Source organism: Pseudomonas sp. UYIF39, from assembly GCF_029963765.1.
GTDB lineage: Bacteria > Pseudomonadota > Gammaproteobacteria > Pseudomonadales > Pseudomonadaceae > Aquipseudomonas.
Window position 1 is genome coordinate 98,936 of the sequence record NZ_JALBYU010000008.1, and the last position, 17,563, is coordinate 116,498.

The 17,563-nt window shown below is 59.6% G+C and carries 16 protein-coding genes; 10 read left to right on the forward strand and 6 right to left on the reverse strand.

The features are described from left to right. Nucleotides 1-10 precede the first annotated feature (10 nt). Nucleotides 11-910, forward strand: coding sequence for a hydroxymethylglutaryl-CoA lyase (locus tag MO767_RS13130; RefSeq protein ID WP_282480831.1), 900 nt, complete (start codon nucleotides 11-13; stop codon nucleotides 908-910). 607 nt (nucleotides 911-1,517) lie between these two features. On the opposite strand, the gene MO767_RS13135 is transcribed toward MO767_RS13130, so the two are convergent. Then, nucleotides 1,518-3,215 (reverse strand): AMP-binding protein, encoded by a 1,698-nt coding sequence (locus MO767_RS13135; protein ID WP_282480832.1) that lies wholly within the window; start codon nucleotides 3,213-3,215, stop codon nucleotides 1,518-1,520. A gap of 204 nt (nucleotides 3,216-3,419) precedes the next feature. On the opposite strand from MO767_RS13135, the gene MO767_RS13140 reads away from it, so the two are divergent. The 4 genes from MO767_RS13140 to MO767_RS13155 are packed head-to-tail and all read left to right on the forward strand — an operon-like array spanning nucleotide 3,420 to nucleotide 8,987. After that, entirely contained in the window at nucleotides 3,420-4,583 is a 1,164-nt protein-coding gene (locus MO767_RS13140; RefSeq protein ID WP_282480833.1) for an isovaleryl-CoA dehydrogenase, read from the forward strand. Nucleotides 4,584-4,595: 12 nt separating this feature from the next. Continuing rightward, nucleotides 4,596-6,203: a carboxyl transferase domain-containing protein gene (locus MO767_RS13145; protein ID WP_282480834.1), complete on the forward strand. Its 1,608-nt coding sequence runs from the start codon at nucleotides 4,596-4,598 to the stop codon at nucleotides 6,201-6,203. A gap of 13 nt (nucleotides 6,204-6,216) precedes the next feature. After that, nucleotides 6,217-7,032, forward strand: a complete 816-nt coding sequence (locus MO767_RS13150; RefSeq protein ID WP_282480835.1) for a gamma-carboxygeranoyl-CoA hydratase — start codon at nucleotides 6,217-6,219, stop codon at nucleotides 7,030-7,032. Beyond that, nucleotides 7,032-8,987 (forward strand): acetyl/propionyl/methylcrotonyl-CoA carboxylase subunit alpha, encoded by a 1,956-nt coding sequence (locus tag MO767_RS13155; protein WP_282480836.1) that lies wholly within the window; start codon nucleotides 7,032-7,034, stop codon nucleotides 8,985-8,987. Before MO767_RS13150 ends, MO767_RS13155 begins: the two co-directional genes overlap by 1 nt. A gap of 39 nt (nucleotides 8,988-9,026) precedes the next feature. On the opposite strand, the gene MO767_RS13160 is transcribed toward MO767_RS13155, so the two are convergent. Then, nucleotides 9,027-9,674, reverse strand: a complete 648-nt coding sequence (locus tag MO767_RS13160) for a S24 family peptidase (protein ID WP_282480837.1) — start codon at nucleotides 9,672-9,674, stop codon at nucleotides 9,027-9,029. Nucleotides 9,675-9,803: 129 nt separating this feature from the next. Between MO767_RS13160 and MO767_RS13165 the strand changes: the two genes are divergently transcribed. Then, the gene (locus tag MO767_RS13165) at nucleotides 9,804-10,145 is read left to right on the forward strand and encodes a DUF3077 domain-containing protein (protein WP_282480838.1); all 342 of its coding nucleotides are present in this window, start codon (nucleotides 9,804-9,806) and stop codon (nucleotides 10,143-10,145) included. A 483-nt stretch (nucleotides 10,146-10,628) separates the two neighbouring features. After that, complete coding sequence (locus tag MO767_RS13170) at nucleotides 10,629-11,780, forward strand: M14-type cytosolic carboxypeptidase (RefSeq protein WP_201182367.1); 1,152 nt, start codon at nucleotides 10,629-10,631, stop codon at nucleotides 11,778-11,780. 39 nt (nucleotides 11,781-11,819) lie between these two features. Here the strand turns inward: MO767_RS13170 and MO767_RS13175 are convergent, their stop codons facing one another. Then, nucleotides 11,820-12,266: a helix-turn-helix domain-containing protein gene (locus tag MO767_RS13175; RefSeq protein WP_123366482.1), complete on the reverse strand. Its 447-nt coding sequence runs from the start codon at nucleotides 12,264-12,266 to the stop codon at nucleotides 11,820-11,822. Nucleotides 12,267-12,362: 96 nt separating this feature from the next. Here MO767_RS13175 and MO767_RS13180 point away from each other — a divergent pair, with 96 nt between their 5' ends. Continuing rightward, nucleotides 12,363-13,568 (forward strand): MFS transporter, encoded by a 1,206-nt coding sequence (locus tag MO767_RS13180; RefSeq protein ID WP_282480839.1) that lies wholly within the window; start codon nucleotides 12,363-12,365, stop codon nucleotides 13,566-13,568. Between the two features lie 29 nt (nucleotides 13,569-13,597). Here MO767_RS13180 and MO767_RS13185 read toward each other — a convergent pair whose 3' ends face one another. Together MO767_RS13185 and MO767_RS13190 are read right to left on the reverse strand one after the other, a co-directional pair. Beyond that, nucleotides 13,598-14,143: a cytochrome b gene (locus MO767_RS13185; protein ID WP_282480840.1), complete on the reverse strand. Its 546-nt coding sequence runs from the start codon at nucleotides 14,141-14,143 to the stop codon at nucleotides 13,598-13,600. After that, entirely contained in the window at nucleotides 14,140-15,228 is a 1,089-nt protein-coding gene (locus tag MO767_RS13190) for a catalase family peroxidase (RefSeq protein WP_282480841.1), read from the reverse strand. Before MO767_RS13190 ends, MO767_RS13185 begins: the two co-directional genes overlap by 4 nt. A gap of 158 nt (nucleotides 15,229-15,386) precedes the next feature. Between MO767_RS13190 and MO767_RS13195 the strand changes: the two genes are divergently transcribed. Both MO767_RS13195 and MO767_RS13200 read left to right on the forward strand, forming a co-directional pair. Next, on the forward strand, nucleotides 15,387-15,893 hold the full coding sequence (locus MO767_RS13195; protein ID WP_282480842.1) for a sigma-70 family RNA polymerase sigma factor: 507 nt from the start codon (nucleotides 15,387-15,389) through the stop codon (nucleotides 15,891-15,893). Continuing rightward, complete coding sequence (locus MO767_RS13200) at nucleotides 15,890-16,642, forward strand: anti-sigma factor (protein ID WP_282480843.1); 753 nt, start codon at nucleotides 15,890-15,892, stop codon at nucleotides 16,640-16,642. The genes MO767_RS13195 and MO767_RS13200 overlap by 4 nt, the downstream gene beginning before the upstream one ends. Before the next feature lie 38 nt (nucleotides 16,643-16,680). Here the strand turns inward: MO767_RS13200 and MO767_RS13205 are convergent, their stop codons facing one another. Next, nucleotides 16,681-17,517 (reverse strand): IclR family transcriptional regulator, encoded by an 837-nt coding sequence (locus MO767_RS13205; protein ID WP_282480844.1) that lies wholly within the window; start codon nucleotides 17,515-17,517, stop codon nucleotides 16,681-16,683. Nucleotides 17,518-17,563: the final 46 nt, after the last annotated feature.

Sequence of the window (17,563 nt, forward strand, 5' to 3'; positions counted from 1 at the left end):
GTCGATTCCCATGTCCCTACCCACTCACGTACGCCTGGTCGAAGTCGGCCCGCGCGACGGTCTGCAAAACGAAGCCCAACCCATCAGCGTTGCGGACAAGGTGCAACTGGTCGACGCGCTAACCGCCGCCGGTCTCGCCTATATAGAAGTCGGCAGTTTCGTTTCGCCCAAATGGGTACCGCAAATGGCCGGCTCCGCCGACGTCTTCGCGCAAATCCAGCGCAAGTCTGGCGTGACTTATGGTGCACTCGCCCCCAACCTGCGCGGGTTTGAAGACGCCATTGCGGCCGGGGTCAAGGAAGTCGCGGTGTTCGCTGCCGCGTCGGAATCGTTTTCCCAGCGCAACATCAATTGCTCGATCAGCGAAAGCCTGGAGCGTTTCGTGCCGATCATGGACGCCGCGAGGCAACACGGTGTCAGCGTGCGAGGTTACGTGTCCTGTGTGCTGGGCTGCCCTTACGAAGGTAACGTTGCGCCTGCACAAGTCGCTCGGGTCGCTCGCGAGCTCTACGCGATGGGCTGCTATGAGGTTTCCCTCGGCGACACCATCGGCACCGGCACCGCTGGCGCGACCCGCAAGATGTTCGACGTGGTCTCGGCCGATGTACCCCGTGAAAAACTGGCCGGGCACTTCCACGACACCTATGGCCAGGCCATGGCCAACATTTACGCCAGTCTGCTGGAAGGCATCTCGGTGTTCGACAGCTCCATCGCCGGCCTCGGCGGCTGCCCGTACGCCAAGGGCGCCAGCGGTAACGTTGCCACTGAAGACGTGGTTTACCTGCTCAATGGCCTGGGTATCGAGACCGGTATCGACCTGGACGCCTTGATTCTGGCCGGTCAGCAGATTTGCGCGGTGCTGGGGCGAGCGACCGGTTCGCGCGTGGCCAAGGCTCGTAGCGCACAGTGAGGCGTCCGGGTGTTACCGCTGCGTCTGAATCGTGGGGGGCAACCGAGTAACACGGAAACAAATTGTCGGATTTTGACTGACAGAAAAATCCAACAAAAACACAACTTACTGATTTTAAATGATTTTTAAAAGTTGGCACGGCTTCTGCTATCTCTATTGCATAACAAGAACAAAAAAAGCGGCAAACCTAATAAAAATAAGACGTAACGACTCTGACATAACAAAAACAACACGGCAGAGACGCAGCTAACAGATTTTTTTGGAGAGGATGTGCTTTTCAGGGTGCTTTTCGGAGTAACCCGCAACCGGGCAGAGAACAATAAAACTACCTTCAGGTAGCTCCCGAACTGGTTGGATCGCTTAGCGAAAAAGTAGATCAGCGCTCAAAAAAATACGTTTGCTCTTGATCCCGGATGGGGATCGACAAAAACAGCGGTAAAGGGTCACGGTTTCCAAAAACAACAACAGACCGCCCCTCAATAATAAAAAAAGAGCACGCGCAACGACAAAATTAAAGGGGAGCTTCGGCTCCCCTTTGTGCTTTCTGGCGTTTGTAATTTCCAGCGCCACCCCGTGGGAGCGAGTTCGCTCCCACGGGGGATTGTCGTCAGCTGTTGTTGGCCTTCAACTCCTCGATACTGATCTCACGCATCCGAAACTTCTGGATCTTCCCGGTCACGGTCATCGGAAACTCATCGACGAACTTAAAGTATCGCGGTGTCTTGAAGTGCGCGATGCGTTCCTTGCACCACGTTTGCAGCTCCTGCTCGGTAGCACTGTGGCCCGGATGGAATTTGATCCAGGCGACAATCTCTTCGCCATACCGCGAGCACGGAATCCCGATCACTTGCACATCCGCCACCGCCGGATGGGTAAAGAAGAACTCTTCCAGCTCCCGCGGGTAAATATTCTCACCGCCGCGGATGATCATGTCCTTGTTACGTCCGGCAATGCATACGTAGCCTTCGTCGTTCATGCTCGCCAGGTCACCGGTGTGCATCCAGCCGGCCTGATCGATGGCCTCGGCGGTGCCTTGCGGGTTGTTCCAGTAACCGAGCATCACGCTGTAGCCGCGGGTGCACAGCTCACCGATAGTGCCGCGCGGCACCAGATTGCCCGCCTCGTCGATGATCTTGCTTTCCAGTTGTGGTTGGGTGCGACCGACGGTGGTGACGCGCAATTCCAGTTCGTCTGACGGACCGGTCTGCAAAGACACAGGGCTGGTTTCCGTCATGCCGTAGGCAATCTGCACTTCGCTCATGTGCATTTCACTGATGACCCGACGCATCACTTCGATCGGACAGGTCGCCCCGGCCATGATCCCGGTGCGCAGGCTCGACAGATCGAACTCAGCACGTTTGGGCTGATCGAGCAGGGCAATGAACATGGTCGGTACACCGTAAAGCGCGGTGGCCTTTTCTTCGGCGACGGTGGTCAATGTCAGCAGTGGATCGAAGGCATCGTTGGGGTAAATCATGGTGCTGCCGTGGGTCATGCAACCGAGGTTGCCCATGACCATGCCGAAGCAGTGATACAGCGGCACCGGGATGACCAGACGATCACTCGCGGTCAGGCCGAGGCTTTCACCAACCATGTAACCGTTGTTCAGAATGTTGTAGTGACTGAGGGTCGCCCCCTTCGGGAAACCGGTGGTGCCGGAGGTGTACTGGATGTTCACCGCCTGGTCGAAATGCAGGCTGTGTTGACGTTCGCTCAACTGCTCGGCCGACACGCTCCCCGCGAGATCGGTCAATTGCGACCACGGCAGGAAACCCGATGGCGGCTGAGCATCAAGGCTGATGACACCGCGCAGTTCCGGCAGTCGTTCACTCTGCAACTTACCGATGGAGTGCTCAGCCAGCTCGGGAACGAGACCTTGCAGCATTCCGTGATAGTCGGAGGTCTTGAAGGCACCGGCGCAGACCAGCCATTGGCAACCGGATTGCTTCAACACGTATTCGAGTTCGGAGCTGCGATAGGCCGGGTTGATGTTGACCAGAATCACACCGATTTTCGCGCTGGCGAACTGGCTGATACACCACTGGGCGCAATTTGGCGCCCAGATGCCGAGGCGGTCACCGGCCTGCAAGCCCAGCGCTAATAGGGCTCTGGCGTGCAGGTTCACGGCTTCGGCCAGTTGCTGCCAGGTGTAGCGCAACTGTTGATGGCGCACGACCAGCGCCTCCCCGGTCGGATACTGCGCGACGGTGTTATCGAACGCCTGGCCGATGGTCATCGCCAGCAAGGCTTTGTCCTGTGAACCACGGGTATAGCTGCGCTGCGGGCTTGCACTGGGTTGATCCATGACGACCCCTATTGTCTTTATTAGTGGGTTGTTGGAACGAGGCATATGGCTAGCCCCGATCATTCAGAACTGGCTCTACTCTCGCTCAAGTTGACGTTAACGTAAAGGGTGATTGACAGCCATTCGTCACAGGCTTACGTTAACGTAAAGGTGAGAGCCACATCACTGCCCTCCCTACCCTACAAAAAAGCCAAAAGGTGACCCATGAGCTACCCATCCCTGAACTTTGCCCTCGGTGAAACCATCGACATGCTGCGCGATCAGGTTCAGTCCTTCGTCGCCAAAGAGATCGCTCCACGCGCTGCTCAGATCGACATCGACAACCTGTTCCCCGCCGACCTGTGGCGCAAATTCGGCGACATGGGCCTGCTGGGCGTGACCGTGCCGGAAGAGTACGGCGGCGCTGGCCTGGGTTACCTGGCCCACGTGGTGATTATGGAAGAAATCAGCCGCGGTTCGGCCTCGGTCGCCCTGTCCTATGGCGCTCACTCCAACCTATGCGTCAACCAGATCAACCGCAACGGCAATCACGAACAGAAAACCAAATACCTGCCGAAGCTGATCAGCGGCGAACACATCGGCGCCCTGGCCATGAGCGAACCGAATGCCGGTTCCGACGTGGTGTCGATGAAACTGCGCGCCGACAAGCGCGACGATCACTATGTTCTCAACGGCAGCAAGACCTGGATCACCAACGGCCCGGACGCCAACACCTACGTGATCTACGCCAAGACCGACCTGGAAAAAGGCCCCCACGGCATCACCGCGTTCATCGTAGAACGTGATTCCAAAGGCTTCAGCCGCAGCAACAAATTCGACAAGCTCGGCATGCGCGGTTCCAACACCTGCGAGCTGTTCTTCGACGACGTCGAAGTACCGGAAGAGAACATCCTCGGCGTGCTCAACGGCGGCGTGAAAGTGCTGATGAGTGGCCTCGATTACGAGCGCGTCGTGCTATCCGGCGGCCCGACCGGGATCATGCAGTCGTGCATGGACCTGATCGTGCCGTACATCCACGACCGCAAGCAGTTCGGCCAAAGCATCGGCGAATTCCAGCTGATACAGGGCAAGGTCGCCGACATGTACACCCAACTCAACGCCAGCCGCGCCTACCTCTATGCGGTAGCGCAAGCGTGCGAACGCGGCGAAACCGCCCGCAAGGACGCCGCCGGAGTAATCCTCTACAGCGCCGAATGCGCGACCCGAATGGCCCTCGACGCGATCCAGATTCTCGGTGGCAATGGCTACATCAACGAATTCCCGGCCGGTCGTCTGCTGCGTGACGCCAAGCTGTACGAAATCGGTGCCGGCACCAGTGAGATCCGTCGCATGCTGATCGGTCGCGAACTGTTCAACGAAACCCGCTAAACGGAGCTGTCCATGGCTATCCTGCATACCCAGCTCAACCCCCGTTCGGCGGAGTTCGCGGCCAACAGCGCGGCGATGCTCAAACAGGTCGACGACCTGCACACCCTGCTCGCTAAAGTGCAGCAAGGTGGCGGCCCGAAGGCGCAAGAGCGCCACACCTCGCGGGGCAAACTGCTGCCTCGTGAACGGATCAATCGCTTACTCGATCCGGGTTCGCCGTTTCTCGAGATCAGCCAATTGGCGGCCTACGAGGTGTATGGCGAAGACGTGCCGGCCGCTGGCGTGATTGCCGGGATCGGCCGGGTCGAAGGCGTCGAATGCATGATCGTCGCCAACGACGCCACCGTAAAAGGTGGCTCGTATTACCCGCTGACCGTGAAAAAACACCTGCGCGCCCAAACCATCGCCCAGCAGAACCGCTTGCCGTGCATTTACCTGGTGGACTCGGGCGGCGCCAACCTGCCACGTCAGGATGAAGTGTTCCCGGACCGTGAGCACTTCGGACGGATCTTCTTCAACCAGGCCAACATGAGCGCCATGGGCATCCCGCAAATAGCGGTGGTCATGGGTTCCTGCACCGCCGGTGGTGCGTACGTACCGGCCATGGCGGACGAAGCGATCATGGTGCGTGAACAAGCGACGATTTTCCTCGCCGGGCCACCGCTGGTAAAAGCCGCGACCGGTGAAGTGGTCAGCGCCGAAGACCTCGGCGGGGCCGATGTGCACTGCAAGATTTCCGGGGTTGCCGACCATTATGCCGAGAGCGACGAACACGCCTTGGCCATTGCGCGGCGCAGCATCGCCAACCTCAACTGGCGCAAGCTCGGTGAACTGCAACAGCGCACGCCAATCGCCCCGCTCTACAACAGCGACGAGTTGTACGGCGTGGTGTCGGCGGATGCCAAGCAGCCGTTCGACGTGCGCGAAGTGATCGCGCGATTGGTGGACGGTTCGGTGTTCGACGAATTCAAGGCGTTGTTCGGGACGACCCTGGTGTGCGGCTTTGCCCACTTGCACGGTTACCCGATCGCGATCCTTGCCAACAACGGCATTCTGTTCGCCGAAGCAGCGCAGAAAGGCGCGCACTTCATCGAGCTGGCCTGTCAGCGCGGCATTCCACTGCTTTTCCTGCAAAACATCACCGGCTTCATGGTCGGCCAGAAGTACGAGGCCGGCGGCATCGCCAAGCACGGCGCCAAACTGGTGACCGCCGTGGCGTGCGCCAAGGTGCCGAAATTTACCGTAATCATCGGCGGCAGTTTCGGTGCCGGTAACTACGGCATGTGTGGGCGAGCTTACGATCCACGCTTCCTGTGGATGTGGCCGAACGCACGCATCGGCGTGATGGGCGCCGAGCAGGCGGCTGGTGTGTTGGTGCAGGTTAAACGCGAGCAGGCCGAGCGCAGTGGTCACGGTTTCAGTGCCGATCAGGAAGCCGAGATCAAGCAACCGATCCTCGACCAATATGAAGAGCAGGGTCATCCCTACTACTCCAGCGCTCGGTTGTGGGACGACGGCGTCATCGACCCGGCGCAAACCCGCGATGTATTGGCCCTGGCCTTGTCGGCGTCGCTGAATGCGCCTGTCGAACAGAGCCGCTTCGGCGTGTTCCGGATGTGATCGGGAGAAAATCATGAGCGACTTCAATACCCTCGAACTGCTGAGCGACCCGCGTGGTTTTGCGACCCTGTGGCTCAGCCGTGAAGAAAAGAACAACGCCTTCAACGCCGAAATGATCCGCGAGCTGATCCTTGCGCTGGACAAAGTGTCGAGCGATGCCAGTCTGCGTTTCCTGTTAGTGCGTGGACGCGGCAAGCATTTCAGCGCCGGCGCAGACCTTGCCTGGATGCAGCAATCGGCCGAACTCGATTACCACACCAACCTCGACGACGCCCGGGAACTGGCGGAGTTGATGTACAACCTCGCCAAGCTGAAAGTCCCGACGCTGGCGGTGGTGCAAGGCGCAGCATTCGGTGGTGCGCTTGGCCTGATCAGTTGCTGCGACATGGCCATCGGCGCCGATGACGCGCAGTTCTGCCTGTCGGAAGTGCGCATCGGCCTGGCCCCGGCGGTGATCAGTCCGTTCGTGGTGCAAGCCATCGGCGAACGCGCGGCACGTCGCTACGCGCTGACCGCCGAGCGTTTCGGCGGACAACAAGCGCGGGAAATCGGCTTGTTGTCGGAGAGTTATCCGATCGCTGAGCTGGAGCAAAAAGTCGAACAGTGGATCGACAACCTGCTGCTCAACAGCCCGGCCGCCATGCGCGCCAGCAAGGAGTTGCTGCGCGAAGTCGGCCACGGCGCGCTGACCCCGGCACTACGCCGCTACACCGAAAACGCCATCGCCCGCATCCGCGTCAGCCCCGAAGGTCAGGAAGGCCTGCGGGCCTTTCTGCAAAAACGTCCGTCGAGCTGGCAAGCCGAAACCACCACCAAGGAGCCGCGTTGATGAGCGCACCTGTTCTCACCACCCTGCTGGTGGCCAACCGCGGCGAAATCGCTTGCCGGGTGATGCGCACCGCCAAAGCCTTGGGCCTGACCACCGTGGCCGTTCATAGCGCCACTGACCGTGAAGCCCGACACAGCCGCGAAGCGGATATCCGCGTCGACCTCGGTGGTAGCAAAGCCGCCGACAGTTACCTGCAAATCGACAAACTGATCGCGGCGGCCAAGGCCAGTGGTGCTCAAGCGATTCATCCGGGTTATGGCTTTCTTTCAGAGAACGCCGGGTTCGCCCGCGCGATTGAAGAAGCTGGCCTGATTTTCCTCGGCCCGCCCGCCTCGGCCATCGACGCGATGGGCAGCAAATCCGCGGCCAAAGCCTTGATGGAAACCGCCGGTGTGCCCTTGGTACCCGGCTATCACGGCGAAGCTCAGGACCTCGATACCTTCCGCGACGCCTGCGAACGCATCGGTTATCCGGTGCTGCTCAAGGCTACCGCGGGGGGTGGCGGCAAAGGCATGAAAGTGGTCGAGGACGTCAGCCAGTTGGCCGAAGCCCTGGCCTCGGCCCAGCGTGAAGCGAAATCCTCGTTTGGCGATTCGCGAATGCTGGTGGAAAAGTATCTGCTCAAACCGCGTCATGTGGAAATCCAGGTCTTCGCCGACCAGCATGGCAACTGCCTGTACCTCAACGAACGTGACTGCTCGATCCAGCGTCGGCACCAAAAAGTCGTTGAAGAAGCACCCGCGCCAGGCTTGAGCCCGGAACTGCGTCGCGCCATGGGCGAGGCCGCCGTGCGGTCGGCACAGGCCATCGGCTATGTCGGCGCTGGCACCGTGGAATTTCTGCTGGATTCGCGGGGTGAGTTCTTCTTCATGGAGATGAACACACGCCTGCAAGTCGAACACCCGGTCACCGAAGCCATCACCGGCCTCGACCTGGTGGCCTGGCAGATTCGTGTGGCCCGCGGCGAAGCGCTGCCGATGACTCAAGCCGAGGTTCCGCTGATCGGCCATGCCATCGAAGTGCGGTTGTATGCCGAAGACCCGGGCAATGATTTCCTGCCGGCGACCGGTCGACTGGAGCTGTATCGTGAATCCGCGCAAGGTCCGGGACGGCGGGTGGACAGTGGCGTCGAAGAAGGCGATGAAATTTCACCGTTCTACGACCCGATGCTCGGCAAACTGATTGCCTGGGGCGAGGATCGTGAACAGGCGCGACTGCGGCTGCTGAGCATGCTCGATGAGTTTGCCATTGGCGGGCTCAAGACCAACATCAACTTCCTGCGCCGGATCGTCGCTCATCCGGCATTTGCTGCGGCAGAGCTGGATACCGGGTTCATTCCGCGTTATCAGGAAGAACTGCTGCCAGTCGCCTCGGACCTCAGTGACGAATTCTGGCAAGCCGCCGCCCAGGCATTCGCCCAAAGCCAGCCGAGTACGACCCGTGCCGATGACCCGGTTTCGCCTTGGGCCAACAGCAATGGTTTGCGTGTCGGGCTGCCGACAGAAATCACCCTGCATTTGAGTTGTGAAGGCCAGAATCACGCGCTGACGTTGGGCGACGCTGATGCCCACACTGCTCAACTCAAGGGCGAGCAACTGCTGACCGAGCACAACGGCCTGCGCCGCCAGCATCGGGCAATCCGCCGTGGTGATGTTCTGTATCTGCAATGGGAAGGTGAATTGCGCCGCATCGAGTCCTACGACCCGATCAGCGCCGTCGAGGCCAGTCACAGCCATCACGGCGGGCTGACCGCACCCATGAATGGCAGCATCGTGCGGGTATTGGTGGAAGCCGGGCAAACGGTCGAAGCCGGGGCGCAGTTGGTGGTGCTGGAGGCGATGAAGATGGAGCACAGCATTCGTGCGCCACACGCCGGGATGATCAAGGCGCTGTATTGCCAGGAAGGCGAGATGGTCAGTGAAGGCAGTGCATTGGTCGAGTTTGAAGAAGCATGAAATGAAGATCGGTCCTACGTCTTGCGAGGACCGATCTGATTAGAACCTGGCTGTCGCCTGAACCACCACGCCGATAATTCGGCACTCTTCGGTGTAAAGGGCTTTCGGATACGTCGGATTGAGCGGGACCAGGTAACGCTGCCCGCCCTCTTCTATCAGTTTGCGGAAAACCGCCTCGGTACTGTCCGGCCAGTGGGCAATCACCAACTTTCCGGGTTCCGGCACAATGGCCGGGTCCACCAGGATCATCATGCCCTCGGCAACGCTGACGCCACTGGGTGCGGTCATCGCATCGCCGACCACCACCAGCCAGAAGGCCGCGCCCTGGGCGTGGTAATCGGTCAGTTCAAAACGTGGCTTGCCGTACACCGACAGCTCACCGTCGCGCACCTCGGCAGGTGCCCGCCAGTCGCTGACCGGGTAGCGGAAATACGGGTTGTACTTTTGCGTCAGGGAAATCTCGTCACCCTGCAGGACTAAAGGCTCCCGGATCACCACCGCCACTTCCAGAAAATCCATCCCGAGCGCCCGCAAGACACGGTTCATGTCTTCGATGCTCGGCTGACGGCGTTTATTCAGCCAGTGACCCACGCCGCCCTGGGACATCCCGAGACGTTCGGCGAGTATCTCTTGAGTGACTTTGAGTTCACTCATCTTGGCTTTGACCAACTCAATCCATTTATCCATGTGCGGCACGATACGTGGGCGCCTCCGGCCATCAAAACACAAATTGTAGTATTTAATCTCTCGTCATAAATACAGTTCGTACTAGGATTGGTTCACGGATCTGAACCTATCACGGAGCTTGCCATCGCCATGTCCATCCCCTGCAACGACCTGCCCGACAAGCAAATCGACACTTCCCTCACCTCGCCCAAAGGCTCTGCCGCCGCGCAACGAGCGCTGGACTATTACTTGAAACCAGCTGTTTCAGAGGAAGTGGTCGAAGAACGTTTTTTTGACGTAAACCGCAACATCAGCTGCGAAGAGGCGCTGATCCATGCCACGGATTTGCTACGTTGTGCCGCCGCCATCGCGTACGAGTCAGCCAGCAATTTGCAGGGCGCAAGTCGGGACCTGGCGTTTTCGACAGTACACATGATCGATATGGCCAGGGCGATGGTGGATCGATCCCTGGAGGGCGATCAGAACGGGTGAGACATGGGTGTCTGACGAGGTGGACGGGAAAGAATTTTCCAATCGAGTAGATAAAAACATTTGACTTGCAAACGAGAATGATTATTATTGCACGCAGCTGGTCGCGAGATCAGTCGATTGTCCAAGTGACCTTAGGTCGGTCTCCTGGACTATCTCCTCATCAGGCTAATCACGGTTTTTGACCCGGCTTTTGCCGGGTCTTTTTTTGCCAGTTACTCTGGCTTTACCTTCAGGCTAATGAAGTCTTTAAGTGCTGCAAATTCGAATGGCGCGGATGATATCAAAAGAATATCCGTTAACAAGAGAAGCCCGGCATCATTGGCCAAAACCAATCAAAAAATAGCGCTTGAGAATCAATCGCACAGTCTCTAAGCTGCGTCGGCGTCAAGGAGGACGCCCCCCGCTTCAGCGCAGAATTTCCCCCGGGTTTTCCCTTCCCAGCGTGTAAAGTAGCAGCCATAAAATCATATTCAGGAATCGACTATGACCGTGGCTAAATCCTCTTTCGACATCAGTGCCAACTTCGACAGTGGCAACATTGAAGTGTTGGACATCAGCAATCCGTTGCAAGCCCTGCTGGCCATCAAACCAGACACCCGCAGCCAGCACTTTCAGTGGTTCCACTTCAAGGCCAGCGGCCTGCACGTCGGTCAGGAACACTGGTTTCGTCTGAACAATGCCAGCAAGTCCTCCTACAACAAAGCCTGGGATGGTTATCAGGCCGTGGCGTCCTACGACCACGTCAACTGGTTCCGGGTGCCGACCATTTTCGAAGGTGACTGCCTGCGCTTCAGCCTTGAAGCCACCGCCACCCACGCCTGGTTTGCTTACTTCGAACCCTACAGCCGCGGTCGCCATGACTGGTTGATCGAGCAAGCGCTGACCAAGGCTGGCACCGAACTGCTGGCCACCGGCAAAAGCGTCGAAGGTCGGGACATCCAGCTGCTGCGTAAAGGCACGGGCGCCGAAGGTCAGCGCAAGGTCTGGATCATCGCCCAGCAACACCCCGGCGAACACATGGCCGAATGGTTCATGGAAGGCGTGATCGAACGTCTCGAAAAACACGACGATCCGGTATTGAACAAACTGCTGACTAGCGCCGATCTGTATTTGGTTCCGAACATGAATCCGGACGGCGCTTTCCACGGTCATCTGCGCACCAACGCCATGGGCCAGGACCTGAACCGCGCCTGGCAGAGCGCCAGCCAGGAAATCAGCCCCGAAGTGCTGTTCGTTCAGCAGCAGATGGAAAAGTACGGCGTCGACCTGTTCCTCGACATCCATGGCGATGAAGAAATCCCCTACGTGTTCACCGCCGGTTGCGAAGGTAACCCGGGCTACACGCCACGAATCGAAAAACTTGAAGAGCATTTCCGCAGTCATCTGAAGCACCTGACCAAGGACTTCCAGACCAAGCATGGCTACACCCGCGACGAGCCGGGCAAAGCCAACATGACCCTGGCGTGCAACAGCGTCGGCGAGAAATTCGACTGCCTGTCGCTGACCCTCGAAATGCCCTTCAAGGACAACAACGATGCGCCGAATGCGCTGACCGGCTGGTCTGGCAAGCGCTCGAAGCAATTGGGCAAGGATGTGCTGACCACCGTGGCTGACATGGTCGATACCTTGCGCTGATCACGCGCGATGGCTGCATGCCCGGCATGCAGCCATGCTTCACTCCGCAGCGATCCGCACGCAATCCTCAGGTCCCAGCAAGCGCCCATCCTCGGCACGTAATTCCAGCGTCTGCACTGGTCGGCCGTTCTCTCGGTCAACCACCCGCGAGTGCGCCTCCCCTGCCTCATAGAAAAACGCCTCGCCCCATTGGCGCAATCCGATGATCAACGGGAACAGGCCTTTGCCCTTTTCGGTCAGCACATATTCCTGATACGCACTGCCGTCCGACGCTGGCACCAGGTCAAAAATGCCATGGGCCACCAGGGTGCGCAGCCGCGCAGACAAAATATTCTTGGCCATGCCCAAATTGCGCTGAAACTCCCCGAATCGACGTATGCCGTCAAATGCATCGCGCACGATCAGCAACGACCACCAATCACCAATGGCATCCAGGGAACGGGCAACCGGGCATTCGGCGTTTTCCATGCTTGTACGTTTAGCCATGAGCGCGCTCACATCCATCAAATGTAGTTGCAATATAAAACCAGCTTCCTTACCGTACAACTAGTTTCACTTTGAAACCACACAAGGAAGCCTGCCATGAAACCTGAACATCCATTGAGCGGCGCCGTGGTGCTGCTGTTTGCCATCGCCTGCGGCCTGGCCGTCGGCAATGTTTACTACGCACAACCGCTGCTCGATGCCATGGCCGAGGCCTTCGCCATGGACCCTGCAACCATCGGCATCGTCGTCACGCTGACGCAAGTCGGTTACGGCGCAGGCCTGGTGTTGCTGGTGCCGCTGGGCGACCTGCTCAATCGCCGGCGCCTGATCGTTACGCAAACTGTGCTGTCGGCGCTGGCCTTGCTCACGATCGCACTGGCGCCTGACAACATCTGGCTGCTGATCGGCATGACATTGACCGGGTTATTGGCTGTCGTGACACAAGTGTTGGTGGCCTACGCCGCGACATTGGCCATCCCGGAGCAGCGAGGGCGCGTGGTCGGTATGGTCACCAGCGGCATCGTCGTCGGCATTCTGCTCGCCCGGACAGTGTCCGGCGCCATGGCCGACCTCGCCGGTTGGCGTTCGATTTATCTGTTGTCAGCGGGTTTGACGCTGGTGATGGCGTTGCTGCTGTTTCGTGTCTTGCCCAAACATGAAGATGCGCAACCCGCCAGTTCCTACGGCGCCTTACTGGGCTCGGTATTCACGCTGTTCAAGGAAGAACCGGTGCTGCGCCAGCGGGCGGTGCTCGCGCTACTGACCTTCGCCAGCGCCATGGTGTTGTGGACGCCCATGGTGCTGCCGCTGAGCGCCCCGCCGCTGTCGTTGTCCCACACACAAATCGGATTATTCGGACTGGCAGGTGCCGCCGGTGCACTGGCCGCCGCTCGCGCCGGGCATCTGGCTGATCGTGGCCTGGGACAATGGACCAGCGGTTTGTCGCTCTTGCTGATGCTGGTTTCCTGGCTGCCGATTGCCTTCACCCAGTCCTCATTGTGGGCATTGCTGCTTGGCGTGATTACCTTGGATCTGGGTTTGCAGGCCGTGCACGTCACCAGCCAGAGCATGATCTACAGCGTGCGCCCGGAAGCCCAAAGCCGACTCACCGCCGGATACATGTTGTTCTATTCAATTGGCAGCGCCTTAGGGTCGATCGGTTCGACGGCGATGTACGCGTGGGCCGGGTGGCTCGGCGTATGCCTGCTGGGCGCAGGCATCAATGCTGTGGCGTTGATCTATTGGTGGCGAACGCTGGCCACGAAGGTCCAACCTTGGAAGTTGCTTCACACTAATCCGTAGCAGCTGGCTTCGCCAGCCGCCACAGGGGATCAGCCGCGATCCTTGCCCCGCAACATGCTATCCAGCACGTCATCGCGGCGCACCCAACCGTGAAACAGTGCCGCCGCCAAATGCAGCAGCACCGTCAGGAACAGCAAATACGCCAGATACCCGTGAGCCTTGCGCAGGAACGCAAACACCTGCGCATTCGCCGGTACGATCGACGGCAACTGCAACGAGCTGCTGAGCATCACCGGATCCCCGGCCGCCGAAATCATTGCCCAGCCCAGCAGCGGCAGAATCAGCATCAACGCGTACAGCAAAACATGTGAAGCCCTGGCCGCCAGCGCTTGCCAACCCGGCAGATCCGCTGGCAGCGGTGGCTGGTGCGTGGAAAAGCGCACGGCAAGGCGCACGATCACCAACAGCAGAATCGCGACGCCCAAAGGTTTGTGCAGATGAATCAGCCACTCATGACGCTCGGACACCGAAGCGGCCATGCCCGCGCCGATAAACAGCATGGCAATGATCATCAGCGCCATCAGCCAGTGCAGCAATCGCGCTAAAGGCGCGAAGTGGTTCGGTTGAGCGCTCATTGACGAGACTCCTGTTTATTGGCTGAGGGCAACTGGCTGACTTCGCTGGTACGACGCAAGTAGGAAGTGGCGTACCCGGCTGAACGAGCGGCGAGCAACGGGTCGTCAGAACCTTCTATGCCAGCGGGCAGTACCAGCGGGTCGTAGTTGATGTCGCGGCATTCGCCATTGAGTTGCGGCTGAGTGCTTTCGAGCACCAAGGTGCCGGCGTTCAACACTTTGCGGCCGTCGGGCCAGGCCTTGCTGGCGTCGTTGACCGGGTCACCGGGGTTGGCCAGGGTGATATTCAGCTGCCAACGCAGCGGCCCTGCGGAAATGCGCTGTACCAAGTCCTTTTCCAGGAAGTCACCACCCTCAGGCGCCGTAGCACCTGCTGCATCCTGAGCGACGGGCACCATGCTCCAGCGCACCGCCTGCCGTTGTCCCGCAGCGTTCACCAAGTAAAACGCATTGACGCTGTTGTAGGTTTCCGTCACGTAACTGGCCGACGGCTTGGCGGTTTTGATCCAGGCCAGGAACGGTGCTGCTTCCGGATGCGAGCCAAAGAACGCCGGCACCGCAGTGGGGTTCGGCTTGCCGGTGGCCGGGTCCGGTGACTGGGCTTGTTGCAATTGATAGAACGCTTCGGGCGTCCCCACCGGGAACACCGGCATGCTGTTCATCCCGGTGCGCCACTGCTGGCCGTTGGCCTGGGTGAATCGCAACGCCAGGCTGCGGATCGGCACGCTGTTGTCTGGCGCATAAGGATTACCGGCCGGCAATGCGAAACGCCCGACCACCGGGGTCCGCGCCACATTGAAAACCTGAGCGCTGGAGTAACTGCGCGCCTCACCGCTGCTCTCGAAATGCCCGATCACGCACACGCCTTTGGAGTGGTTACGCCGGAAACCCGGGTGCACGCCGTTGTTGGTCTCCAGCACATTGATCAGCTTTTTCGGCGTCAGGCGCTGTGGGTCGAAGGTGCCGTTGACGTAGGCAAAAGCCCCGGCCACTGCGGCAACCACCACAGCGATACCGGCCAGACGTAACGTCAGGCTCGCGGCACTCAAGGGTGGCCGGGTTGGCGGTGATGAGCGATCTACCATGAAAGACTCCAGGGCCATCGGCCACAAGTGAGAAGGATCAAGCAGACGAACCCCACAGCGGTTTATTCCATCACGCGGTATTTATTTTTTCAGGCGTGGAATAACCTCGCATGCCGGGCGTCTCTCTAGTCCACAGCGTAGTGACTGGTCAGAACTTCATGAACGATATCGACGAACAGCTGAGAGAAATCATTCCCAGATTGCGCCGGTTTGCCGTGTCGTTGACGCGCAATCCCAGCAGCGCCGACGACCTGGTGCAGTCTTGCCTTGAGCGCGCGCTGTCGAGTTGGGGCGGCAAACGCCCCAAGGGCGACTTGCGCGCCTGGTTGTTTTCGATTCTGTATCGGCAGTTTCTCGATGCTCACCGGCGCTCCCGGCGTTATGCGCGGATGCTCGAATTCTTTACCGGGCGTGACGATTCTCAGCCGTCGGTGGAACGCACGGTGATTGCCCAATCGACCCTCAAAGCTTTCGATCAGCTCCCTACCGAACAGCGCGCACTGCTGCTCTGGGTCTCGGTCGAAGGCCTGAGTTATAAAGAGGTCGCCGAGATTCTCGACGTCCCCACCGGCACCGTGATGTCCCGCCTGTCCCGTGCCCGCCAAGCCTTGCGCCAGTTGAGCGACGGCGAAATCACCCGCCCTTCTCTGCGGAGACTCAAATGATCAGCCTGCCCCCAAGCGAACGTGACCTGCACGCCTATGTCGACGAGCAACTCAGCGATGCCGACCGACGTCTGGTGGAGACTTTTCTGGCCAGCAACGCGCAAGTGGCTGCACAAGTGCGTGCCTGGCAGCAGGACGCCCAGCAATTGCGCGCGGCATTGAGCGGCGCCCTGCAGCAACCGGCCAACCCGGACCTCGACCCGGCGCTGATTCGCCAACGCCTCAAGCGACAATCTCGCCGTCACCTGGCCAGCGCCGCCGTGTTGCTGATCGCGGTCAGCGTCGGCGGATTCAGCGGTTGGCAAGCCCGGGAGATGACGCTCATCAGTGCCACGCCGCCGATGACCGATGCCCTGCAGGCCTATCGCCTGATTGCCCAGCAGGGCATCCTGCCGGCCGATTACAAAGTCAGCGACGACGGTGACATGCAGGGTTGGCTCGACCGCTATTTCACTCAGGCCAATCGCTTGCCTGACCTCTCGGGCGCCGGTTTCAAACCGGTCAGCGGGCGCTTGCTAAGTACCGAGCAAGGGCCGGCGGCGATGGTGGTTTACGAGGATCAGGGGGGGCATAAAGTCAGCTTCTACGTGCGCCCGCCAGGGCCGAAAAACTACCTGTTACCGAGGGGCAGTCGCCTCGATGGCGAGTTGCAGGCCGAGTACTGGTCGGGGGGCGGGTACAACTACGCGATGGTCAGCCCGACGGATACGCCGGCGGCGCAGATGCTCAAGAAAACCGTGCAGTTTTGATCACACCGCCAAGCCCGCACATTGGATTTGTCCAGGTTTCAACCCTGCCCGAACACTTGCGATGGCCGGCGCAGTAACGGGTCGAACGGATTGATCCGCGGCCCGATCAGCGCTGCTTCGCGCTTGAGCATTTCAACCACCGTCGGCAAGCGATCCGGCCCCAGCCGATCACTCACAGTGGCCACACTCAACGCCGCCACGGCCCGCCCTTCACGGTCCAGAATCGGCACCGCCACCCCGGCCATGCCCTGCAACACGCCGGTGTTGCGCCCGGCGTAACCGAGCTTGCGCACGTTCTCGACTTCCGAGCGCAGGAACACCTCGTCGTACAGGTGGAAATCCTTGAGCCTTGGCAAGTTGTAGTGAATCACCGTGTCGCGCTCTTCTTCCGGCAGGAACGCCAGAATCGCCAGGCTGCCCTGCCCCACGCCCAGCGCCACTCGCCCGCCGATGTCACCGGTAAAGGTACGGATCGGAAACGGCCCTTCACTGCGGTCCAGGCAAATCGCATCAAAACCACTTCGCGCCAGTAAGAACAACGAATCCCCCAACGACGCCGACAGCCGCAGCAGCGCCGGACGCACCAGTTCGCGCAGGTTTCCGGTATTCCCGGCACGCGCCGCCAGGGCGAAAAACTCCAGACTCAAGCGATAGCGCTTACTGCGTGCATCCTGCTCGACCATGCCCTCATCCATCAGGCTGCGCAGCAATCGGTGCGTGGTTGGTTGTGACAAACCGATGCGCTGGGCCAGTTGCGTAACCCGCTCCCCGCCCTCGACGGTGTCACCCAGACTGCGCAGCACGGCAAACAGTCTTGAGACTGCGCCAACACCAACATCACTTTTGCGTTCATTCCGGTCAATGGAATCTGTCATGGGTTTTCTCAAGTATTAATTTACTCACCGAATGAAACTGAAAATA

What these genes read in the sequence shown, in the direction of transcription:
- MO767_RS13130 (WP_282480831.1), top strand. Translation starts at nt 11, where the DNA reads ATGTCCCTACCCACTCACGTACGCCTGGTCGAAGTCGGCCCGCGCGAC.
- MO767_RS13135 (WP_282480832.1), bottom strand. Translation starts at nt 3,215, where the DNA reads ATGGATCAACCCAGTGCAAGCCCGCAGCGCAGCTATACCCGTGGTTCA.
- MO767_RS13140 (WP_282480833.1), top strand. Translation starts at nt 3,420, where the DNA reads ATGAGCTACCCATCCCTGAACTTTGCCCTCGGTGAAACCATCGACATG.
- MO767_RS13145 (WP_282480834.1), top strand. Translation starts at nt 4,596, where the DNA reads ATGGCTATCCTGCATACCCAGCTCAACCCCCGTTCGGCGGAGTTCGCG.
- MO767_RS13150 (WP_282480835.1), top strand. Translation starts at nt 6,217, where the DNA reads ATGAGCGACTTCAATACCCTCGAACTGCTGAGCGACCCGCGTGGTTTT.
- MO767_RS13155 (WP_282480836.1), top strand. Translation starts at nt 7,032, where the DNA reads ATGAGCGCACCTGTTCTCACCACCCTGCTGGTGGCCAACCGCGGCGAA.
- MO767_RS13160 (WP_282480837.1), bottom strand. Translation starts at nt 9,674, where the DNA reads ATGGATAAATGGATTGAGTTGGTCAAAGCCAAGATGAGTGAACTCAAA.
- MO767_RS13165 (WP_282480838.1), top strand. Translation starts at nt 9,804, where the DNA reads ATGTCCATCCCCTGCAACGACCTGCCCGACAAGCAAATCGACACTTCC.
- MO767_RS13170 (WP_201182367.1), top strand. Translation starts at nt 10,629, where the DNA reads ATGACCGTGGCTAAATCCTCTTTCGACATCAGTGCCAACTTCGACAGT.
- MO767_RS13175 (WP_123366482.1), bottom strand. Translation starts at nt 12,266, where the DNA reads ATGGCTAAACGTACAAGCATGGAAAACGCCGAATGCCCGGTTGCCCGT.
- MO767_RS13180 (WP_282480839.1), top strand. Translation starts at nt 12,363, where the DNA reads ATGAAACCTGAACATCCATTGAGCGGCGCCGTGGTGCTGCTGTTTGCC.
- MO767_RS13185 (WP_282480840.1), bottom strand. Translation starts at nt 14,143, where the DNA reads ATGAGCGCTCAACCGAACCACTTCGCGCCTTTAGCGCGATTGCTGCAC.
- MO767_RS13190 (WP_282480841.1), bottom strand. Translation starts at nt 15,228, where the DNA reads ATGGTAGATCGCTCATCACCGCCAACCCGGCCACCCTTGAGTGCCGCG.
- MO767_RS13195 (WP_282480842.1), top strand. Translation starts at nt 15,387, where the DNA reads ATGAACGATATCGACGAACAGCTGAGAGAAATCATTCCCAGATTGCGC.
- MO767_RS13200 (WP_282480843.1), top strand. Translation starts at nt 15,890, where the DNA reads ATGATCAGCCTGCCCCCAAGCGAACGTGACCTGCACGCCTATGTCGAC.
- MO767_RS13205 (WP_282480844.1), bottom strand. Translation starts at nt 17,517, where the DNA reads ATGACAGATTCCATTGACCGGAATGAACGCAAAAGTGATGTTGGTGTT.